Raw genomic sequence first — 20025 nt, 5'->3', positions numbered from 1 at the left:
CACTCAGACGTAAACAAAATCCGAACTCTGGAGACTCACATGATTCGAATCGCTGTTCTCGGTGCAGGCCGCATCGGTCGCATTCACGCTGCAAATGTGGCCGCAAGCCCGAACGCAACCCTCGTCGTCGTTGCAGACCCGGTTGAAAGCGCAGCGAACTCGCTGGCGACCAAGCTGGGTTGCGAAGCATCGACCGACCCGGCAGGCGTGCTAGAGCGCAAGGATATCGACGCGGTTGTCATCGGCACGCCGACGGACACGCACATCACGTTCATGCTCGAAGCGGTCAAGCGTGGCAAGGCCGTGCTCTGCGAGAAACCCATCGACCTCGACATGGAAAAATCACTCGCAGCGGCGAATGAAGTGGAGCGCCAGGGCGGCCGTGTGATGCTTGCGTTCAATCGCCGTTTCGACCCGACCTCACAAGCTTTCCGCAAAGCAATCGATGCGGGCGATGTGGGCGAAGTGCGTCAAGTCATCATTTCGAGCCGGGACCCAGGCATGCCTCCGCGCGACTACGTCGAGCACTCGGGTGGCATCTTCCGCGACATGGTCATTCACGACCTCGATATGGCGCGTTGGCTGTTAGGCGAAGAGCCGGTGGAAGTGATGGCCATTGCCAGCCGCCTCATCGACGAGTCGTTGGAGAAGCTGACCGACTTTGACACGGTGATGCTTCAGTTGCGCACTGCATCGGGCAAGCAATGCCACATCAACTGCTGCCGTGAGGCGGTCTATGGCTATGACCAGCGCATGGAGGTGTCGGGCTCCAAGGGCATGCTCTTACAAGATAACCTTCGGCCGTCAACGATTCGTCGTTGGTCGACGGATGCCACGGATGCACGCGAGCCGCTGCTGAACTTCTTCCTCGAACGCTACGTTGAGGCGTACAAGGCGGAACTCGAAGCCTTCGTCGATGCACTGAACACGAATTCCCCGTTGCCCACGTCGGTTCAGGATGGACTGAAGGCGTTGCGGCTGGCCGATGCGGCGCTCGAGTCTGCGCTGACGGGCAAGGCTGTCAAGGTTTAACTGCGAATCTGGAGGAGATAAGTCATGACGCGAAAAATTGGCCCCAACGAAACGCTCGGCGTGGCATGTCTTGGTATCACGCATCCGCACACGTCAGGGCGAGTCAAGGCGATTCAGCGTCGCAGCGACGCGAAGATGCTCGGCGCATGGGATACGAGCCCGCTTCTGACACCGTTCGTCGATGCGCTCGGCCTCGAAGCCCGCTCGAAGGAAGACATCCTCGCCGACGAGAATGTTCATGTTGTGCTCGTTCATTCGAAGAGCGAGAAGATGGCAGAGCTGACCATCGAAGCACTGGAGGCCGGTAAGGCGGTCCTGTGCGAAAAGCCGGCCGGCCGCAGCTCGGCAGACGCGAAGCGTATCGTCGAAGCGGTCGAGCGAACCGGAGGACTGGTGCAGGTAGGGTACTGCTGGCGCTTCGCACCTTCGGTAGACGCGATGCAGGCGGCGCTCAGGAGCGGTCGCCTCGGTAAAGTCGTTCAGGTGCGCGCGCATGGTGGCTGCTCGCACGATGAGGCGGGTACGCCGCACATGACTCAACCGGGCGACATCGGTGGTGCTGTTTTTGTTATTGGTTGCCACCTCATCGACCGTATCCTCCTGCACTTCGGCTTGCCGCGCTCCGTCAACGCCCGAATCACGAAGTTCCCCAACTTCCATGGCGACGAATCTCGTGAAGACGCGGCAGGCGCCGTGCTGAATTACGAGGACAAGATTGTGTCCGTCGACTTCATGTCGTGGGACGTTCTGTCGTGGACCGAAAGCTGGGACATCACAGCGTACGGGACGGAGGGCATCATGTCATCGCGCTCGCTGCCCTCGAGTTACAAGATTTACGACGCGGGCAAGGGCGACCACCCGGAAGGCTGGACTGAATGGCAGGAAACCAGTTTTCCGGAAATCTGGGCGACGAAGAAAACGGAATACTCACCCGACATCGCTGAAATCGGTAATCCCGTGTATTTCGACCGCGAGTCGACCGCGTTCATCGACGCGCTGCGCAATGGCACGCCTTCGGTTGTTTCCGCGACCCAAGCGTACAACATCAGCCGTGTTATCGAAGCCATGTTCGCTTCGTCCAAAGAAGCAGGCGCTGAGGTCTTAATCGGTTGAAGATTCGAATGGCTGACGCCGTAAGGCGTCAGCTCGTAATTTCAGGCTTTTTACAGCCCAAACATAAATACGGATTCCTAATCAGGAGACAGTGTCATGAAAATCTTGAAGAGTGTTGTGATGGTTCTGGCGGCATCGGCCGCTTTCGCGGCCACGACGGAAACTTCGTTCGCACAGGATAAAGGTGTCGTCGGCATTTCGCTGCCCGACAAGACCGAATCCCGGTGGATTACGGACGGCAAAAGCATGGTGGATGCGCTGAAGGCTAAGGGCTACTCGTCGGACCTGCAGTACGCAAACTATGACGTTCCGACGCAAGTGAACCAGGTCGAAAACATGCTCGCGAAGGGTGTTAAGGCTCTGGTCATCGCACCTATCGATGGCAAGACGTTTTCCGATGCACTGGCGCTCGCGCAAAAGAAGGGCATCAAGGTCATCTCGTACGACCGCCTGATTAGCCAGACGAAGGACGTCGACTATTACGCGACGTTCGACAACTACGGCGTCGGCGTACTGCAAGGACAAAGCATTGTGTCCGCGTGGCAAAAGGCCGGCAGCAAGACGCCCTTCAACATCGAGATTTTCGGAGGCTCGTCTGACGATAACAACGCCCACATGGTCTACGCAGGGGGCATGTCGATTTTGAAGCCCTATATCGACAGCGGCAAGTTTGTGATTCGAAGCAAACAGGTTGCCTTCGAAAAAGTCGCCACGCGCAACTGGGACGGCGCGACCGCCCAAGCGCGGATGGACAACTTGTTGAGCGCCTTCTACGGCAAGGACCATCTCGATGCAGTCTGGGCACCGAACGATGCGCTCGCGATTGGCATCATCTCGTCGCTCAAGGGTGTGGGTTACGGCTCGGGTCAGCAAACAATGCCCATCATCACGGGCCAGGATGCTGACATCCAGAACGTGAAAAGCATCTCCCGGGGTGAGCAGACTTCGACTGTGTTCAAAGATACCCGCAAATTGGCGGGCGTAACCGCCGACATGGTCGACAACGCGCTGACGGGCAAGCAGGTGACCATCAACGATACCAAGAGCTACAACAATGGCGCGAAGATTGTTCCGACCTATCTGGTGAAGCCAGTTCTCGTGGACAAGGCCAACTATCAGGCGGAACTGGTCACGAGTGGTTACTACACGCAGGCTCAAGTCAAGTAAGCAAGCTGAAAGTGGGCGCGTGAGGCAGAGCCTTCCAACGGAACCTCTGCTTCACGCAGGCACGCCCCAAGCGTGACCAATCGGAGGAAGTTGACCATGGAAACCATTCTGGAGATGCGCGGTATTCAGAAAAGCTTTGGTGCAGTCAAGGCTCTGAATAACGTGAATCTGAAAGTCCAAAAAGGTGAGATTCACGCCATCTGCGGCGAAAACGGCGCGGGCAAGTCGACGTTGATGAAAATCTTGAGCGGTGTCTATCCGCATGGCTCCTACGCAGGCGAGGTTTTCTACGACGGACAAGAACGCGCGTTCACCGATATCTCGGATAGCGAAGCGGTGGGCATCATCATCATTCATCAAGAACTCGCCTTGGTGCCCATGCTCTCAATTACCGAGAACATTTTCCTGGGCAATGAACAATCGAAGCACGGCGTCGTCGATTGGCAAGTGTCGCGTTCGAAAGCGAAGGCACTGCTCTCCAAGGTGGGCCTTGCTGACTCTCCCGACGCTGCGGTCGGCACGCTCGGAATCGGCAAGCAGCAGCTCATCGAGATTGCTAAGGCATTGTCGAAAGAAGTTCGTCTGTTGATTCTCGACGAACCCACGGCAAGCTTGAATGAAAAAGATAGCGATACGCTGCTCACGCTGTTGCTCGAACTTAAATCGCGTGGTGTGACGTCAATCATCATCTCGCACAAGCTCAATGAGATTTCGCGCGTGGCGGATGGAATTACCGTTATCCGCGATGGCTCGACGGTCGATGTGCTTGATTGCAGCAAAGAGGCCGTGAGCGAAGACCGCATCATTAAAGCCATGGTCGGCCGCGAGATGTCGGACCGCTATCCGCCGCGCACGCCCGACATCGGCGAAATCATTTTTGAAGTGAAGGATTGGCGCGTCAAGCATCCGACGCAGCGTGACCGTGCCGTTATTAAAGGTGTAAGTCTCAAGGCGCGCAAGGGTGAAATCGTCGGTATCGCCGGGTTGATGGGCTCAGGGCGCACCGAACTTGCCATGAGTGTTTTCGGCAGAACGTACGGCCAGGGCATCACCGGCGATGTTCTGATGCACGGAAAGCAGGTCGATACGTCCTCGGTCAAGAAGGCCATCAAGGCGGGGCTCGCTTACGTAACCGAAGACCGAAAAGGCAACGGGCTACTTCTGGACGACAACATCAAGCGAAATATCACGCTGGCGAACCTCTCCGGTGTTTCGAAGCTTGGCGTCGTCAACGAGCACGAGGAGATAACGGTCGCGGCCGACTTCCTCAAGAAACTTCGAATCCGTGCGCAAGGTGTAACTCACGTCGTAGGCAACTTGTCGGGCGGAAACCAGCAAAAAGTCGTCATCAGCAAATGGCTGTTCTCCGGACCCGAAGTGCTGATTCTCGACGAGCCGACACGCGGTATCGACGTCGGTGCGAAATACGAGATTTACAACATCATCAATCAAGCGGTTGCAGCGGGCAAATGTGTGGTCATGATTTCTTCGGAAATGCCCGAGTTACTGGGTATGTGCGACCGCATCTATGTCATGAATGAAGGCCGGTTCGTCGGCGAATTAACCGCAGAAGAAGCCTCGCAGGAAAGCATCATGCGAGCCATCATGCGAAATGGAGACATTCAAAATGCGTAAGGCACTCTCTCCGGTGGCCGCCGAAGGCGCCGAGGTCAAGAAAAGCGAAATGTTCGAATTGCTCAAGCGTGTCGGCAGCGAATATGGGCTGCTTCTCTCGCTTGTCATCATCATGGTGTTCTTTCAGGTTGCGACCAATGGCGTGTTGATGCAACCGCTCAACCTGACCAACCTGGTGCTTCAGAACAGCTACATCGTCATCATGGCGCTTGGGATGCTGATGGTCATCGTTTCGGGCCATATTGACCTTTCGGTCGGCTCAACGGCGGGTCTTGTAGGTGCGTTGGCCGCCGTGCTCATGGTGCAGTATGAAGTCAACTACGTATGGGCAACCATCATCTGTATCGTAGCGGGGGCGCTGATTGGCGCGGTGCAGGGCTACTGGATTGCGTTCTGGCGCATGCCGTCGTTCATCGTAACGTTGGCTGGCATGCTGGTATTCCGCGGCCTGACGAACCTCGTGCTTCAGGGGCAATCCATCGGTCCGTTTCCCGAGGGCTTCGGCGCGGTGAGTTCGGGTTTCATTCCCGACTTCTTTCACGGTCAGACGCTTCACTTCACCTCAATTCTTCTCGGCGCTTTCGTAGGCGTGCTCTTCTTTGTGATTGAACTCCGGCATCGCGCCGGTGCAGCAAAACACGGCGTGGAAAGCGGCTCGTTCGTCATGTTTGTCACCAAGAATATCGTGCTTACGGCGCTCATCGTCGGGTTCTGTTACGTGCTTGCATCCTATCGCGGCTTGCCGACGGTCCTGGTCATCATGGGCGTGCTGATTGGCGTCTACACCTTCCTGATGAATCGCACAACCATTGGACGTCGTATCTATGCAGTGGGCGGCAACGCGAAGGCAGCACGTCTGTCAGGCGTCAGCGTACCGGCAGTGAGCTTTCTCACCTTCGTCAATATGGGCATTCTCGCCGCGTTGGCCGGCCTGATTTTCGCCGCGCGACTGAATAGCGGCACGCCGAAGGCCGGTACCGGGTTCGAACTCGACGTCATCGCAGCTTGCTTCATCGGCGGTGCATCTGCGTCGGGCGGTGTGGGCAAGGTCGTCGGGGCAGTCGTGGGCGCGTTCATCATGGGCGTGATGAACAACGGCATGTCCATCATGGGTATCGGTGTCGACTATCAGCAGGTCATCAAAGGCATCGTTCTGCTCGCAGCGGTCTTTGTCGATGTGTACAACAAGAACAAGGTGTAATTCAATTATGGTCAAGCACATCGTGATGTGGAACGTTCGAGGCGACACGCCCGAGCAGAAGAAGAAGGCTGCGGAGTTAGTGAAGTCGGCCTTCGAGAGCTTGGCCGGGAAGATTCCCGGACTAACGAAACTCGAAGTAGGTCTCGACGTTAGCGCAGTGGATTACGCCTGCGATGTTGTGCTCTACACCGAATTTGCCAGTCAGGAGTCGTTGGACGCCTATGCCTCGCATCCTGAGCACCTGCGAGTGAAGGAAGTGGTGGGGGATATCCGTATCGCCCGTCACCAAGTCGACTACGTCTGAGCCTGCCGATACAACTGAAGGGACCCGGAAGCCAACCACATGTATGAATTCACCTACACCAACCAGGCATCCCGAGTTGTATTCGGTGCTGGAAGCATGAAAATGATTCAGCAGGAGGTCGAGGCGTTAGGCGCACGCCGGGCGCTTGTGCTGTGCACACCGGAGCAAAATGCCCAGGCCGAGATTGTCTCCGGCCTTCTCGGGCCGTCCAGCGCAGGGGTTTTCGATGGCGCTCAAATGCATGTCCCCATTGAGAATGCTCGACGTGCGCGCGAGCACGCCAAGGAGGTCGGCGCTGATTGCGCTGTCGCAATTGGTGGCGGGTCCACGATTGGTTTGGGTAAGGCGATTGCATTGGAGTCATCGCTGCCGATTATCGCTATCCCGACCACCTATGCCGGCTCGGAGATGACTCCAATCTATGGCATAACGGAAAACGGGCTTAAGAAGACTGGCCGCGACTCACGGGTTATTCCCAAGACAGTCTTGTACGACCCGGAACTGACCATGGGACTCCCGCTGAAGATGTCGATTGTGAGCGGACTGAATGCCATCGCTCATGCGGCAGAAGGACTCTATGCTCAAGATGGCAATCCCGTGATGTCCCTGATGGCAGAGGAGGGCATTCGCTCGCTTGCCAACGGACTGAGAGGCGTGAACGCCAATGCGAAAGACAAGAAGGCACGTAGCGAATGTCTGTACGGTGCCTGGTTGTGCGGTATGGTGTTGGGCAACGTAGGGATGTCCCTTCATCACAAGCTCTGTCATACCCTCGGAGGTACATTCAACCTGCCTCATGCCGAAACGCATGCGATTGTTCTGCCGCACGCGCTTGCGTACAACAGCCTTGTCGCTGTCGATGCAATGGAACGGATTGCGAGAGCCCTGAACGTCGCCTCCGCACCCGGGGGTCTGTATCGGTTGAACCGAGAGCTTGGTGTTCCACAAGGGTTGCGGGAGATTGGCCTCAACGAAAGCGACTTGGACCGGGCCTGTGAAGTTGCCCTCTCGAATCCCTACTGGAATCCCCGCCCAATTGAAGAGAAGCCGCTTCGAGCACTCCTGCAGCGCGCTTGGGAGGGTGCACTTCCGTCTGCTTGATTTGTTCTTCGGTGCAGTTCTCTTCGTTTCTGCTGACTACCAGCTCAGCGACTTCTGCGGACATGAGTGCGCCGATTACGCGTAAGCGGCCATTACTTCGACTTTGACCTCACCGTGTCCAGATGCCGGCCGCATCGTGCCATGTTCGTCATGCCTCCGCTCCGTCGACCGTTCGAATGGTCACGTCGCTGTCAGCATGGCTGAGTACGAAGACGCCTGGGAGCCGTGCCCCGTCTCTGCTCGAATCGTCGAAGAACGCGAGCTCGCCGTCTACTGCCACGGCTGTGCCGAACCCCGAGTTGCCTCCAAAGCGTTCGATGAATCCGAACTCGGCATTGGAGCATGAAGGTTTTTCTCGACGACGAGCGCGAAACGCCTCAAGGATGGTTCCGAGTGTATTGGCCGCAGGAAGCGATAAGGTTGCTTGAGACCGGCGGGGTCACAGAACTGAGTCTTGACCACGACCTCGGCGACGATGAACGTGGCACAGGATACGACGTGGTTCTCTGGATTGAAGAAGCAGTAGCGCTTCGAGGCTTCCGACCACCGAAAATCGTCGTGCATTCCGCGAACAGTTCCGCGCGTGAGAAGATGCAAGCAGGGGTGCTCGTAATCGAACGTCTTGCCGCCAAACAGCATTCCGGCTCTGCCGGATAACGACCTGAGCGGGAGTGGGGAACCAATCGAAGTAACGGCAGCCAATATGGGACAAGCTGGAAACAAGAGCGAAGAAGCCGCAGCTGTCGAGCGAGTTGCCGCCGCGGCGCGGGAGGTCCAATCTGCTTCTGCGTCGCTCGAGGAACGCTTCAATGCTACGACGGACGCTGCAGCGCCGACGCTACCGCTAGCACGTCTGACTGCCGCTATCGCCGAATTGCAAGCAGCTCGAGATGCGCTCGATGGCCTTCTTGCACGTAAGTCGATGCACTGAGCTAGGCCTTGGTGCCATTCTCGATGAGCACATGGCAGCAACAACGAGCGCCTTCGTTTCACTTGCTATCTGACGGTCCGTCGTCGTAATAGAGTATTTCGCCGCGGCGCTTGAACGCTGCTCTTCAATATCGATAGACTGGATGTGCGTTCATCAGAACGCGCCCACTCGTTCGGCCGCCGCTCTTGGCGGCCTTTCTTTTACCCCTCGGGGTCGCCCAACCGATATGTTAGGTCGATGAGGGAGCGAATGGGTTGATAGGCTGTACGGCCCCTCTGTCGCTGACTCGCTCGAGCACCTGCACGGTCTCCCACCCTGTGACCATGGCCTCCAACCCGCGCAAGACGTTTGTCTCCAACGGTTGAAGCGCCGCATCTCCCTTGAACGCCGAACTGAAGACAGCGCGCCAGCGATACTGAAAGTAAGCGGAGACTTCTTCTATGCGCTCAGGCGTCGCTGAATCCGTGTACATCACTGATTCGGGCGAGAAGACGTCGTAGAAGAGAACGTGCTGATGTTCACTGCTTACCGCGACAGTCGGCTCGTCGCTGACCAGCAGCGACCCAATCAACTGAATCGAGCCTTTCTTGCCTCGCGGCGTTTTGAACACCCAGACACGCTTCGGAAGTCGTTGCGAGAGTTCGACTATTTTTGGGCCGCTGAATCCAAATTCGCCGACCTGGGCGGCCTTCACATTTTGCTCGAAATTCGGCGAGTGATAAAAAATATCCATCCGCTGTCTTCACCTTCCTTGATTGCAGTAGCTGCGACTTCGCAATGTTACCAATCTTGTCGTCTCAGTTTCGTGAAGGCCAAAGCCCTCGGGCTCCTGCTGTACCGGTACGACCGTCTCGAATAAATTAACCGCTTACCTCTAAAGCTCTGCGCACATTGAGTCGATATCCTCTCTGACGCGCCGTCTATTTGTAACGGTGCCAGAACAAAAACCTCGGGAGTCTAAATGAGCGTCGTCGAAGGATTTGAGCGCAAAGCGCTTTTCAACATTACCCGCGCAGTCGCGCTCGTGTGTGTGAGCGTGCCCCTTCTTGCAATCATTGCTATAGCAATCTATGCAGCTTCTGTTTGGAATGACAACGTTCCGACACGGGTCACCCCTGCGGAAATCATTGCTCAAGTTAAGCCGCCTGAGCCTGTTGCCGATGCGCCACGACAGCCTCAAGGTGCGCAGCCCCCGGTCAATCAAGAACCTGAAGCCAGCCCACTGTACGGCTACAAGATTCCGTTCTCTCTTCAGAAATACGTATCCGGTGATAACGCACAAATCATCAAAAATCATCTGGACCATGTGCCGGCAAATGAACGCCAGACTTATTTGGACGAACTTGGCGCAGTAGTCGCAGCGGCAGAGTCCAACAAAGTTGACCCCTTTGCGGCAATCAATGCCTATATGAAGACCAAGGCTGAGCGTTACGATGAAGCGGCTTCAGCGCAAGCTCGTAAGTGGGAAACGCTGAAAATCGCGGCCGCTGCGGCCGGTGCCGGATTACTTCTGATTGCACTGTTTAGTCTGGTGTTGGTGCTTCTCGCTATTGAGCGCAATACCCGAGCTCCTGCACGTTCAAGCGTCGCACCTCGTGTTCGGGAAGAAAGTGCGTTGGAGACGGCATGAAATCGGCACATTTGCGCGCTATGGGCGGCGGTCTGACACTTGCCGCCTTTGTCTCCGCTAGCGCCTTTCTCGCGGGCTGCGGAAAAGAGTCATCCACGCCAACTGCTGCTGCTCCGTCGCAACAATTCCCTGGCTACACCCAAGTGGGACAGTCGGGCGACGCCGCGCAGCTTTGGTTCAACGACAGCGATATTAAGCGAAGCGAAGGTGGATATCTCATCCACACCCTGAAGACGTTCCCGGGCGGTTACGCGCGCTTCGATTCGCTGACGAACTGCCGTGATTCCACGCGCCGTCTTCCGGGCACTCAGTATCGCGACGACGGGACTGCGCTCAAGGAATACCCAGGCAATGACACCCGTGTAGCTGCGAAATCGGAGCCCGGCATGAGCGAGCTTATGACTGCAGCTTGCACAATCGCTTTGACGTCCCGCGCGGTCCACGGGGATTTCGGCCAAGCAGCGGCGCTCGAAGTCCTTTACGGCCCTTACGACGAGCAAAAAAAGGCGGCGCTGTGGACGGATGTGTCTGTCCCGCAAAATCTGCCTTGGGCCCAGAACCTCAGTCTGACGCCAGGCGGCTCTATGAACGTCACCGCTTTGGCGACATTCGATTTCACCGAGGGCGGACAGCAGAAGAAGCTCCTCGTCACAAATGCTGTTCCGGAGAATGGTGGCTGCCACGCATGCACCGGTCTCTTGGGACTGGCGACATTCGTGAAAAACGGCACAGATTGGAAGGTTGAGTCGACCGAGCCCTTCGTTGCATCTATGGGTGCGATGGGCGTAATCGGGGATGACTTCAAATGGGTTCCGGCCGGCGACGATAGCTACGCCCTAATCGTGGCAGGCCACGACATGCATCAAGGGTATCAAACGTCGTCGACTGACATCTTTTTGAGGAAAGGTGCCGATAAGAAATTTGAAACCGTGATTTCCGACTACGACACCGGAAGCTCGGACATGGAGACGGTGGAGGCGAGTACGACCTTCTTGAAAGGGAAGGACCCGCACCACTACGACGTAAAAGTCGTCTACTCGTACTCGATTCCGGAGCAGAAGACGTACATCGCTGACCACGTGTATCAATACGCGAAAGGCAAGTATGTCTTGGTCAAGAAGGATGACCCACCGAGCTTTGCGCACCCGAATGCCCCCGCAGTTGCCAGCACTGACGGTGCCCCCGCGCCCTCGCAGCCAGTCAGCGTCTCCACGCCTGCGGCTGGATGCGCAACCGCTAGTGCTTGCGTCGTCCAGATGTTGAACGCAGCTAGTTCCGAGAATCTGAGCGCTGCGATGGCCGCGGCCACTTCCATGGCATCGCTCGCTAGACCGATGCGTGGAGACCGTGCCGCTGCTCGCAAGCTCAATACGGATGGGCTTGCTGCATTGAATGCGAATAACGCGAGCGATGCAGTGCGGCTGCTGTCTTCCGCGGCAGTGGCGGACCCTAGTGACGAGGAGGTTCAGAGCAATCTGGCCTATGCCTATTCGGTCGCCGGCAGTCTTGACCAGTCGATTAACGCGGCGGGCGTAGCCTTGACGATTAACCCGCGGCGGACGAGCGTTTGGGCTCCCTTGGCTGCGACATTCGCCAAGATGCACGATAGAAAGCACGCTCTCGATGCGATGTGGCTCGCGTATCAGTTCTCTGCCGACAAGCAGAAGACGATGAACTTCCTGAATGACCGGTTGAAGGTGGAAACGGACCCGGCAGTCCTGCAGATGTACACCGATAGCATCGCGTGGTTCTCTGAGAACAGGAGACCGGATAGCCTGTAGGCGGCAACGAGAAAGAGCGTCTGCTCCCTCGTACAGAAGCGCTGGACGTCGAACTCTGATGCTCAGGCTGGGCGTCAGGGTTGACTCGAAAAGCAAAGGGGAGGTTGTGGTGCAACCAAAAATCCAGCAGGTGTGGTGCTCACGGCGCTCCTGGCAATCGCTATCAAGCAGTAGGCCGGGAGGCCGATATACAAGACGTCACACCGTGACAGTCGGTGCTCAAAATGCCGATGAACGACAACTGGGGAAATCAATGAAAAAAATCGTCGCTATCGTCGTAGCTCTGCTTTGCATTGTGAACGTTGCTCACGCTTGCCCGAAGGGCGAACACCCTCACGGCGGCACTGGTTCGCATCATAACGGCGGCTATTGCTCCTGAGTTTTGCGTTTGTTAAAAAGCCCGCTTTTGCGGGTTTTTTACTTTGAGTCCAACCGAACGGAGATGAAGTCCCAGCTCCTGTCTGGATTCTCACTTGGTCCGGCAGCTCGTTGTTCGAGCTCGCCCTTGTCATCATCAACCTTCACGACCCGCTCGAGGCGGTGCGGCAGCGCTACCGCGCGGATGGGGTAGGTGACCCGCCTATCAAATTGCTAATGGCCAAAGGGGTCTACTTTCTCTTTGGCTTCTTCCGGACTGAGGTTGTATTCCGCACGCATCGTCTTTAGCACACCTTCGATGTCGCGCTCAAGACCGACCGCGTTTCCAAAATTGCTCATTTGCCAGTTGCATCCCGTCTTATCAATCTCTTGTAACTGCGGGCGCGGCGCACGAATCTTCACGCCATCCTCCACGACCTCTTGCAGTCGATGAATGCGCCGGTCAACCCCTTGCTGAAATCGAGAAGCACTGAGCGTTTTGCGTAGCAAGTTGCTCGCATTGGTGACGTCATAACTTCACATACCGTGCGTTGATGCGAACCAACACAGGACGCTCGCGCGTTCGCAGTTTCAGCGGCGATGATGTTGCCGCTGCGAGCGGAATGTAGAAACAACCACGTACTTAGCCCTACGTGACCGCACGCCTAAAAGGGCGACCAAAACTGGCCTGTTGCCTTCGCGCGACAGCACTGGCTGCCGTGTGCAGCAAGACATCCTTTCGCTAAAATAGGCAGACAATAAGGAGTTGGGCGAGCCGGGGAAAATCATGCCGTTGCAGCATGCGTTGATAGACACGCAGAACCGCGCTGTCGCGTATAGCGGCGGCAACGGACACGTCCATTTGGCCGGCAAGGGCCGCTCCAAGTCCGTACCAACTTTCTTCCCTATGACCCGGCTTGGAAATCTCTCAGCTCGAAGCTGCGTTTATCCCTGCGGTGCCCAATCTTCCGGCTGACCGGAATGGTTCTTTGATTTATATCGGTCGCGGTCACGCGCGACCGTGTGTGCCAAACTTCTAGAACAAGCAAAAATGAAGACCTTTATACTTCCGAAGACGGGAATACAGGAAACCGAGAAATATGCGGTAGACCGCATTTCAAACGAGTTTCCCCGAGAATGGCGAGCGTATGCTTCCTTGGAGCTGGTGGAAAAGGGCCGGCTCGGAAGGGAGATTGACTTGGTGATAATAACTCACGACCGCGTGCTGATTGTTGAGTTGAAGCGCTGGAACGGTCAAATCAAGTCAGAAAACGGCTACTGGTATCTGAAACGTCCACGGAAAGACGATTACGATAGAATTGACACATCTCCCGTAAAAAAAAATAACGACAAGGCAAAAATCCTTAAAAGCATCCTGGAGAGGACAATCAAGGACGGTCACAACGTTTTTGTCGATAGTCGAGTCGTTCTTTGTGGCAATTCACCTAGCCCAATTCTTGCGGCTGACGAGAAGCCGTTCGTGCTTCAACTGGAGGAGTTTCTCGGCGTTAGCGACAAATCGACCTATCAGCGGTTGCTCCCTCTTGCCGGGGCTTGGGCGAGACCTGACTGGAAATTCCCCTCTCCATTGGAGCGCATACAGGAATTTGACCTTCTCTTCCAGGCTTCGAGTCACATAAAGGCCCGGGATTTCTCATGGCAAAACTATAAGGTCGACGGCGCGGAGATTTTTCGACATCCGAGCAGCGTATATCGAGAATATCGGGCCCTTAATCGAGACGACCCGAACGCCAAAGCACTTCTGAGGCGGTGGGACTTCAAGACCCTCGGGACAGCAGCTTGCACCCGGGAGGATTGGGTCAATATTGCGCAACGTGAAGCCCGCGTGTATAGCTTCGTAAAAAGCAAGACTGATGAGCTTGAGGGGACTTTGCTTCGCCCCCTTGCAGTAATTGCGGCCGACGAGGTCACGAGCGACCATTGCGAATTGTTTGAGCTGCCGCTCAAGCAAAAGAGACTTTTCGAATTCGTCGAGACATATCGTAACAAGCTTTCTGTCAGTGACCGGCTTGCGCTGGCGAAGGTCCTTATTTCGAAAGTATCGGAGCTTCACAAGCTCGGTGTGGCCCACCGTGATATCGGCGACCATTGTGTTTGGCTCGAGCGACCGCAAAGTCTGCGCCTTTCCGGACTTGTCGCGGCATATTTCCCGCAAATGGAAACGCTGTCCAGCCTGCAGGAACAGTTGAGCGCAGTGCAAACAAAGTTGCCAGAAGACTTCTTCGGCGACAAAACTGCAACACCGTTTCATCGCGACGTTTTCATGCTCGGATGTGTGGTTCATCTAATTCTCTTCGGCACATCACCGGAAACCGACGACGGTCTGCCCAAGTGGAACATGCCCGAAGACGAAGATGAACTGCAGCCGCTTGAGGAATGGTTCGGCCGTGCCCTGAACTGGGAAACGAACAACCGCTGGGCGAATGCGAGCGAGATGCTCGACGCTTTGAATGACATTACTTTTCAGGCTATCGAGCCTACCGTTCCGCTATCTGCGTTCGACTACTTTCAATCCAGGACGCGAGTTAAGGACTACGAAGAGCTGGATGAGCCCATTGAGCGGGGCGGCGCTGAACTCGTCAGGGCAGAACTGGACGGCGTCGAATGCCAGCTGAAAGTCTGGTATGGCGTCAAGCCTGATTCGGAGAAGCCGCAACGCAACCAAGCACTACTGCGATTCCTAGAAAAAGCCAAAGCAATTCAAGTCAGTCCGAGCGAACTGCTTCCTAGGGTTCTCGATGTCGGACTGAACAATCGAGGACTGTTGTACGCAAGAGAGTGGCTAGACCTGCCAACCCTTCGCGCGTGGCTGGCTGACGAACACTCGGTGGAAGAGCGGCTAATGTTGTCGGCAGCGCTTGTGGACGGTATAACTCGCCTGCACGCAGCAGGTATCAGCCACGGCGATATTCATCCAGCCAACGTCCTAGTCCGAATACCAGAGGGCGAAGCGGAAAAGCCCGCTGTCGTTTTCATCGACACACCCGACTTCAAAGGTAGTGATGACTCGGTCATCACCACTGCCTATGCGCCAGCGAATTACCAACGACTGTCCGTTGAGGAGCGTGACCGTTATGCGATTGTCATGGTGCTATCGGAAATCGTTCGCGCGACCAGCGAGTCCGTTGAGTCGGGCGACCTCCCGGTTCCAGTGGTCTATGAAGCACTTGCGCAATGTGTCAGGAGTCAACCCGCAATCCTGACACTTGTAAAGGTCGCAGAAGCCATCGAGCAAGCTCTTGCGCCGCCTGCGCCTGACGTGCAAGAGGCAATTTTTGTCACGTTCGCAAATCTTCCACCCGGCATTCAGGCTGGGCCAATGATTTCCGACAACGGTGGCTACTACATCGAAGCGCAAGGGCGTGGCGCTGGACGCGATGACCGATTTCATGTGGTCGGTCCTGGCCTGCAGATTAGGCTTTGGGTGGACAGGGAAACCAAACAGCTCCGCAAGCTCGATGTTGAGAAACTCACGCACGCGTCCTTCCAACGACGGGCGTTCAAAGGCACGCACTTTCCTGGGCAGATTGTCCTCTCACAGGGCGCGGTCAATGACGCAGAGGAACTTATCGGCGCGCTGTACACCGAGTCCGCTCCATGGCAACCCGGCTCTGATTTTGAACAGGGTTCTTCGGCGGAAGCCGACGACGGTGCGGACGAATCCGATGACGCGGCACCGAAACAGCGCACGGCCGTAACGACGAGGGTCATTTGGCAAAACCTTATCGAGGCCGAGGCCGAGGCACTTCCTGAACTGGAAGTTACCGGGCCATCACGGCCGCACCCGCAGCGCGCCGGCATTCTGCTGGTACCCTATCGATGCAATAGTCCCATCGAATACGCTCCCGATGAAGAGGTGGACGTTTTTCAGGACATCGGTGCAGATGAGCCAAGAAAGGTTGCAACGCTCGAGCACAGGCTGTCTAACGGGTCCGAAGTCGCTCTTGCGAATCAACGTCTATCGCTGAGACTTTCGATTGGGTCGAGGCTCACACTGCAAGGAAGACGGGACCGTTCTTCGTACATCCGGCGGCAGGACGCGGTCGAAAGAATTCTGGCACGCCGCTCAGTGATTCCCAACCTCTATGCCTACTTCGAGCGGAGCGCAACAAGTTCTGATGTTGTCCGCTTTTCTGAACCGAAGGACGAAGAGCTGGAGGTCTACGACATCTTCGAAGATGAGGCCAGAATCTTTTCCTTGAATGACGACCAGAAGGCAGCGTTGAAGAAGCTTTGTGCCAACGGCCCCGTCAGTCTCCTTCAAGGTCCTCCCGGAACGGGAAAGACAGCCTTCATCGCGGCATTCATTCACTACGTTGTGAGCAAGCAGGCCGCGCAAAGCGTCTTGCTGGTTAGCCAATCGCATGAGGCGACAAATAACGCGCTCGAGAGAGTCCTCGACCTTTCCGAACGTACTCGGATTCCATTGGAGGTCGTCAGACTGGGAGAGGACGGTGTGCTGTCGGAACCCATCCGGCACGTTGGGGTCTCGGCGGTGCAAGAATCATTTCGTGAGAGATTCCGAAGTGAGATTAAAAGTCGAATCGTCTCGTTGAGTTCGCGTCTTGCACTTAACAAGGATTTCGTAGACGATTACGTTGAAACCATGACGCCACTGTTGCGGCTCTACCAGGAGGTCTCCGCGTTTGCGTCAGAGCTCGAGGCGACAAAAGACGAAGAGGACAAGAGCGCAGTCTCCGATAGGCTGCGAAGCCGTACCGAGGCCTTCATATCTCTGGCGTCTCGAGCAGCGAATATCAATGATTCGGCAGAGCTAGGCGTAATCCTGGCGGTGGTGGAGACCGACCTTACCGCCCGTTATAACGTCAAAAACCCGGCTGCGGTCGAACGACTTGGGCAACTCGTCAGAGTGTCCATCGAATGGGTGCAGGTGCTTGGCTCCGGAAGCGGGAATTTCGCCGAGTTCTTGGCTAAAACCCGCACAGTTGTCGCGGGAACGTGCGTCGGCGTTGGCCGATGGAATCTCGGCGTGTCCAAAAACGCTTACGACTGGGTAATCGTTGACGAAGCTGCAAGAGCTACTCCATCTGAGCTTGCCGTTGCCATGCAGGTGGGTCGCAGGATATTGCTTGTTGGCGACCACTTCCAATTGCCTCCGTTCTTCCGGGATGAACTGCGAGCCGAAATGTCACGCCGGCTTAAGGTCGCCCGCGAGTCCGATGTTTTTGATAGCGATTTCGAGCGTGCGTTCGAATCTGAATATGGCGACCTGGTGGGCGCTGCATTGCTGACGCAGTACAGAATGGCCCCGGCTATCGGTACACTTGTTTCTGAATGTTTTTATAAACCGCGCGGAAAAGTCCTGAAACAGGGGCGGCCCGGGCCAAAGGACTACTACGGCCTACTTCCCGAGGAGCTCAAGGCGCAGGTCCTGTGGGTTGACACGAGCGGCGTCGGTCGCGATGGATACGAGTCCGACTGGGAAAACAACAGAAAGAAAGAGCGCAACAATCCATTTGAGGCGCGCCTAATTGTCGACGTCCTTCGGCGAATCCTGACGTCCGAGCGCTTCGTTGACGAGCTCATAGCAGATGTGAAGCCAGGAGATGCTCCTATCGGCGTCGTCGCAATGTACGCCTCTCAGGTGAAAGAAATTGAGCGCGAGCTAGCACGCGCCGATTGGCTCGGAGCACTTCGTTCACTGGTCAAGGTAGACACCGTCGACAGTTATCAGGGAAAAGAGAACCGCGTCGTACTGTTGTCACTCGTCCGGAATAATCCCAAGGGTCGGGAGGGCTTCCTGCGTAGCCCGAACAGACTGAACGTGGCGATGTCGCGAGCCATGGACCGCCTGATAATCGTGGGTGCGTCGAGCATGTGGCGCGAGAAGAATGAAGAGTCGCCTCTGGCTAAGGTGCTCAAGCACATCGAAGGCGTGCAGGAGCAGGGGATGGTGGAACGATTGGACGCAAGGCGCTTTAAGGAGGCGGTGTAATGGAAAACGCTCAGATAAATCAAATCACCTTCTCGGTGCCCGCGCGACGCTTCGTTATCGACGCGTCCGTTACTGTCGAAGAAAGCCTACCGAAAGTCACAGAGTTTGTGCTGCGTCTAATAAGACTATGCGACGGTCTGTCAAGCGAGGAGATTGCAGCGTATTTTGGCTTCTCGTCGCGTGAGACTCGGCTCATCCTGAGCTCCCTTCAGGACCAGAGCTTGATAGCTTATGAAGGGGAACTCGTCCGACTCACTGAATACGCCGACTCGAAGTTCTACACGGATGACGACCTTCCGCGCTTTTCTGTGGTCAAGTCCCGGACCGACATTGTGGACTTCGACCTGCTCTCGTTCAATCCAATTGAGCGTGGAAGTGAAGGGAAGGCTCCTGGTTTCGCTTTTGCGCTTGATGTGTCTGAAGAGCAGACTGGCGCGAGCGCGAAATTGGCCGAGCAAGCGTACCAGAAGCATTTCCAGAAGATTCTCCGGATGCGGGAGCGGGGTGCGGAGAAGATGGATATTTACAAGATGTCAAACATCCAGAGCAAGCGCTTCCTCGATATGCCGCTACAGGTCTCTTTTTCCCTGCGTGACGATTGCGAGATTGAACGTTCCATTGCGTACAACGACGACGCAGCGGAGGATTTTCGGCTCACAGTGGAAGCCTCAGTTTCCGATGCGCTGAGGAGACCGTTGAGCGCGCAAACCGGCTGGTTAAATGAGTTTGTTGAGCGATTCGATGACAAGGTTATCGGCCAATATCTTTCCCGACAAGGGTTTGACTTTTCTCGTTATCTGAGGGACGTTTTCATCACTAAACGTGTCGCCTACCCGGGGCACACGCAGGCGATTTTGGGCAATCTGTACATGCCGGAGAATCAGACCGTAATCTCGACCTGGCTAAACGCGGCTGTGAGTCAGGCAGAACAGAATACGCCGGCCGGGTTCGTTACTTCCGCCGCGTGGATGATTCCGGACTACAGCTTTTGGGGCCGCACTCTTCTTTTCGATACCTTTTACTGGAAACTGCAAAGTCAGTTGCCGCAGCTATCCAAGCCGAAAAAGAGGGCAGTTGAGCACATCCACATTCTCTGCCCCGGTACTCGTGAGACAACGTGGTCTCTCGAGCCGAGGTTCTGGAGCTCAAGAGAGAAGGGGAGGGACAAACAGGTCCATTTTTTTGATGGCGACGTTATGGGAGCGCGCGTAGAGGTGTTTTTTGTTCCTACAAGGATGGCAGTTGTACTGTTTCATTACTCGCCGCCTGGTAACTCCTCGGCACTGGTCCCTTTCGGCTTCGTGACGAGCGCGCCGGATTTGATAAAGGAAGCGCAGGTATTGCTCATGGATTCAACCGCTAGCGGACACGGCTACGTTGGAAAAGCTCAGTCGCGGCAGAAATCGGAGGAAAGCGACGTGGTCGACACATTCGACGAACACCTTGGTTTTCTGCGGTACTGCAGTGCTTGAAGTAATCAAGCAGGCTATTACTTACCGCGCGGCGATGCTGCAGCGCTGGAAGTAGGCGAATAGAGTCCTAATCGAGGTGGCATCGCTTTCGCTGAGGTTTAGTCGCTCGTCCGCTGCGAACGGACGAGCGATTTTCCGTATTTCACGATTTCTATCAGAAGACGGTTGTGGCCAGCAGGGCCGAATATACGCTCGAAATATCCGCTGGTTTGATTGACGCGCCGTGCTCGAGCAGGGCGTCCAGCACAAAGGAGTGACCCATCCGTCGCGCGGAATTGAGCATGACGTCGCGCTGCGTCATGCCGAGTGCCTCTCATCGCACAC

At 56.0% G+C, this 20025-nt stretch carries 15 protein-coding genes; 12 read left to right on the top strand and 3 right to left on the bottom strand.

All coding sequences use genetic code 11. The features are described from left to right. Window positions 1-39 precede the first annotated feature (39 nt). The 8 genes from iolG (at window position 40) to ACZCWR_RS22405 (ending at window position 8210) form a co-directional block, all read left to right on the top strand. Window positions 40-1032 (top strand): inositol 2-dehydrogenase, encoded by a 993-nt coding sequence (iolG, locus tag ACZCWR_RS22440; RefSeq protein ID WP_487303816.1) that lies wholly within the window; start codon window positions 40-42, stop codon window positions 1030-1032. Window positions 1033-1056: 24 nt separating this feature from the next. After that, window positions 1057-2145, top strand: coding sequence for a Gfo/Idh/MocA family protein (locus ACZCWR_RS22435; protein ID WP_487303815.1), 1089 nt, complete (start codon window positions 1057-1059; stop codon window positions 2143-2145). 96 nt (window positions 2146-2241) lie between these two features. Then, on the top strand, window positions 2242-3312 hold the full coding sequence (chvE, locus tag ACZCWR_RS22430; protein WP_487303814.1) for a multiple monosaccharide ABC transporter substrate-binding protein: 1071 nt from the start codon (window positions 2242-2244) through the stop codon (window positions 3310-3312). 96 nt (window positions 3313-3408) lie between these two features. Further along, window positions 3409-4947: a multiple monosaccharide ABC transporter ATP-binding protein gene (gene mmsA / locus ACZCWR_RS22425; protein ID WP_487303813.1), complete on the top strand. Its 1539-nt coding sequence runs from the start codon at window positions 3409-3411 to the stop codon at window positions 4945-4947. Then, window positions 4925-6148, top strand: coding sequence for a multiple monosaccharide ABC transporter permease (gene mmsB, locus ACZCWR_RS22420; RefSeq protein ID WP_487303812.1), 1224 nt, complete (start codon window positions 4925-4927; stop codon window positions 6146-6148). The genes mmsA and mmsB overlap by 23 nt, the downstream gene beginning before the upstream one ends. Window positions 6149-6155: 7 nt before the next feature. Next, the gene (locus ACZCWR_RS22415) at window positions 6156-6452 is read left to right on the top strand and encodes a Dabb family protein (protein WP_487303811.1); all 297 of its coding nucleotides are present in this window, start codon (window positions 6156-6158) and stop codon (window positions 6450-6452) included. A gap of 39 nt (window positions 6453-6491) precedes the next feature. Then, the gene (locus tag ACZCWR_RS22410) at window positions 6492-7553 is read left to right on the top strand and encodes a maleylacetate reductase (protein WP_487303810.1); all 1062 of its coding nucleotides are present in this window, start codon (window positions 6492-6494) and stop codon (window positions 7551-7553) included. Window positions 7554-7895: 342 nt separating this feature from the next. Beyond that, window positions 7896-8210 (top strand): cyclic-phosphate processing receiver domain-containing protein, encoded by a 315-nt coding sequence (locus ACZCWR_RS22405; protein ID WP_487303809.1) that lies wholly within the window; start codon window positions 7896-7898, stop codon window positions 8208-8210. 503 nt (window positions 8211-8713) lie between these two features. Here ACZCWR_RS22405 and ACZCWR_RS22400 read toward each other — a convergent pair. Then, complete coding sequence (locus ACZCWR_RS22400) at window positions 8714-9217, bottom strand: hypothetical protein (RefSeq protein ID WP_487303808.1); 504 nt, start codon at window positions 9215-9217, stop codon at window positions 8714-8716. A 228-nt stretch (window positions 9218-9445) separates the two neighbouring features. Here ACZCWR_RS22400 and ACZCWR_RS22395 point away from each other — a divergent pair, with 228 nt between their 5' ends. Together ACZCWR_RS22395 and ACZCWR_RS22390 are read left to right on the top strand one after the other, a co-directional pair. After that, on the top strand, window positions 9446-10114 hold the full coding sequence (locus tag ACZCWR_RS22395; RefSeq protein ID WP_487303807.1) for a hypothetical protein: 669 nt from the start codon (window positions 9446-9448) through the stop codon (window positions 10112-10114). Further along, entirely contained in the window at window positions 10111-11895 is a 1785-nt protein-coding gene (locus tag ACZCWR_RS22390; protein WP_487303806.1) for a tetratricopeptide repeat protein, read from the top strand. The genes ACZCWR_RS22395 and ACZCWR_RS22390 overlap by 4 nt, the downstream gene beginning before the upstream one ends. 591 nt (window positions 11896-12486) lie before the next feature. On the opposite strand, the gene ACZCWR_RS22385 is transcribed toward ACZCWR_RS22390, so the two are convergent. After that, complete coding sequence (locus ACZCWR_RS22385) at window positions 12487-12762, bottom strand: hypothetical protein (RefSeq protein WP_487303805.1); 276 nt, start codon at window positions 12760-12762, stop codon at window positions 12487-12489. A 541-nt stretch (window positions 12763-13303) separates the two neighbouring features. Between ACZCWR_RS22385 and ACZCWR_RS22380 the strand changes: the two genes are divergently transcribed. Both ACZCWR_RS22380 and ACZCWR_RS22375 read left to right on the top strand, forming a co-directional pair. Then, window positions 13304-18229 carry an AAA domain-containing protein gene (locus ACZCWR_RS22380; RefSeq protein WP_487303804.1) on the top strand — a complete coding sequence of 1642 codons (4926 nt, stop codon included), beginning with the start codon at window positions 13304-13306 and terminating at the stop codon, window positions 18227-18229. Beyond that, a complete protein-coding gene (locus ACZCWR_RS22375; protein ID WP_487303803.1) occupies window positions 18229-19701 on the top strand; it encodes a hypothetical protein in 1473 nt (490 codons plus the stop codon). Before ACZCWR_RS22380 ends, ACZCWR_RS22375 begins: the two co-directional genes overlap by 1 nt. A gap of 154 nt (window positions 19702-19855) precedes the next feature. Here ACZCWR_RS22375 and ACZCWR_RS22370 read toward each other — a convergent pair whose 3' ends face one another. Further along, the gene (locus ACZCWR_RS22370; RefSeq protein WP_487303802.1) at window positions 19856-20002 is read right to left on the bottom strand and encodes a hypothetical protein; all 147 of its coding nucleotides are present in this window, start codon (window positions 20000-20002) and stop codon (window positions 19856-19858) included. Window positions 20003-20025: the final 23 nt, after the last annotated feature.

Source organism: Caballeronia sp. A2-2, from assembly GCF_057612605.2.
This window is presented reverse-complemented; position numbering and strand designations above follow the sequence as displayed.

What these genes read in the sequence shown, in the direction of transcription:
- iolG (WP_487303816.1), top strand. Translation starts at nt 40, where the DNA reads ATGATTCGAATCGCTGTTCTCGGTGCAGGCCGCATCGGTCGCATTCAC.
- ACZCWR_RS22435 (WP_487303815.1), top strand. Translation starts at nt 1,057, where the DNA reads ATGACGCGAAAAATTGGCCCCAACGAAACGCTCGGCGTGGCATGTCTT.
- chvE (WP_487303814.1), top strand. Translation starts at nt 2,242, where the DNA reads ATGAAAATCTTGAAGAGTGTTGTGATGGTTCTGGCGGCATCGGCCGCT.
- mmsA (WP_487303813.1), top strand. Translation starts at nt 3,409, where the DNA reads ATGGAAACCATTCTGGAGATGCGCGGTATTCAGAAAAGCTTTGGTGCA.
- mmsB (WP_487303812.1), top strand. Translation starts at nt 4,925, where the DNA reads ATGGAGACATTCAAAATGCGTAAGGCACTCTCTCCGGTGGCCGCCGAA.
- ACZCWR_RS22415 (WP_487303811.1), top strand. Translation starts at nt 6,156, where the DNA reads ATGGTCAAGCACATCGTGATGTGGAACGTTCGAGGCGACACGCCCGAG.
- ACZCWR_RS22410 (WP_487303810.1), top strand. Translation starts at nt 6,492, where the DNA reads ATGTATGAATTCACCTACACCAACCAGGCATCCCGAGTTGTATTCGGT.
- ACZCWR_RS22405 (WP_487303809.1), top strand. Translation starts at nt 7,896, where the DNA reads ATGAAGGTTTTTCTCGACGACGAGCGCGAAACGCCTCAAGGATGGTTC.
- ACZCWR_RS22400 (WP_487303808.1), bottom strand. Translation starts at nt 9,217, where the DNA reads ATGGATATTTTTTATCACTCGCCGAATTTCGAGCAAAATGTGAAGGCC.
- ACZCWR_RS22395 (WP_487303807.1), top strand. Translation starts at nt 9,446, where the DNA reads ATGAGCGTCGTCGAAGGATTTGAGCGCAAAGCGCTTTTCAACATTACC.
- ACZCWR_RS22390 (WP_487303806.1), top strand. Translation starts at nt 10,111, where the DNA reads ATGAAATCGGCACATTTGCGCGCTATGGGCGGCGGTCTGACACTTGCC.
- ACZCWR_RS22380 (WP_487303804.1), top strand. Translation starts at nt 13,304, where the DNA reads ATGAAGACCTTTATACTTCCGAAGACGGGAATACAGGAAACCGAGAAA.
- ACZCWR_RS22375 (WP_487303803.1), top strand. Translation starts at nt 18,229, where the DNA reads ATGGAAAACGCTCAGATAAATCAAATCACCTTCTCGGTGCCCGCGCGA.
- ACZCWR_RS22370 (WP_487303802.1), bottom strand. Translation starts at nt 20,002, where the DNA reads ATGACGCAGCGCGACGTCATGCTCAATTCCGCGCGACGGATGGGTCAC.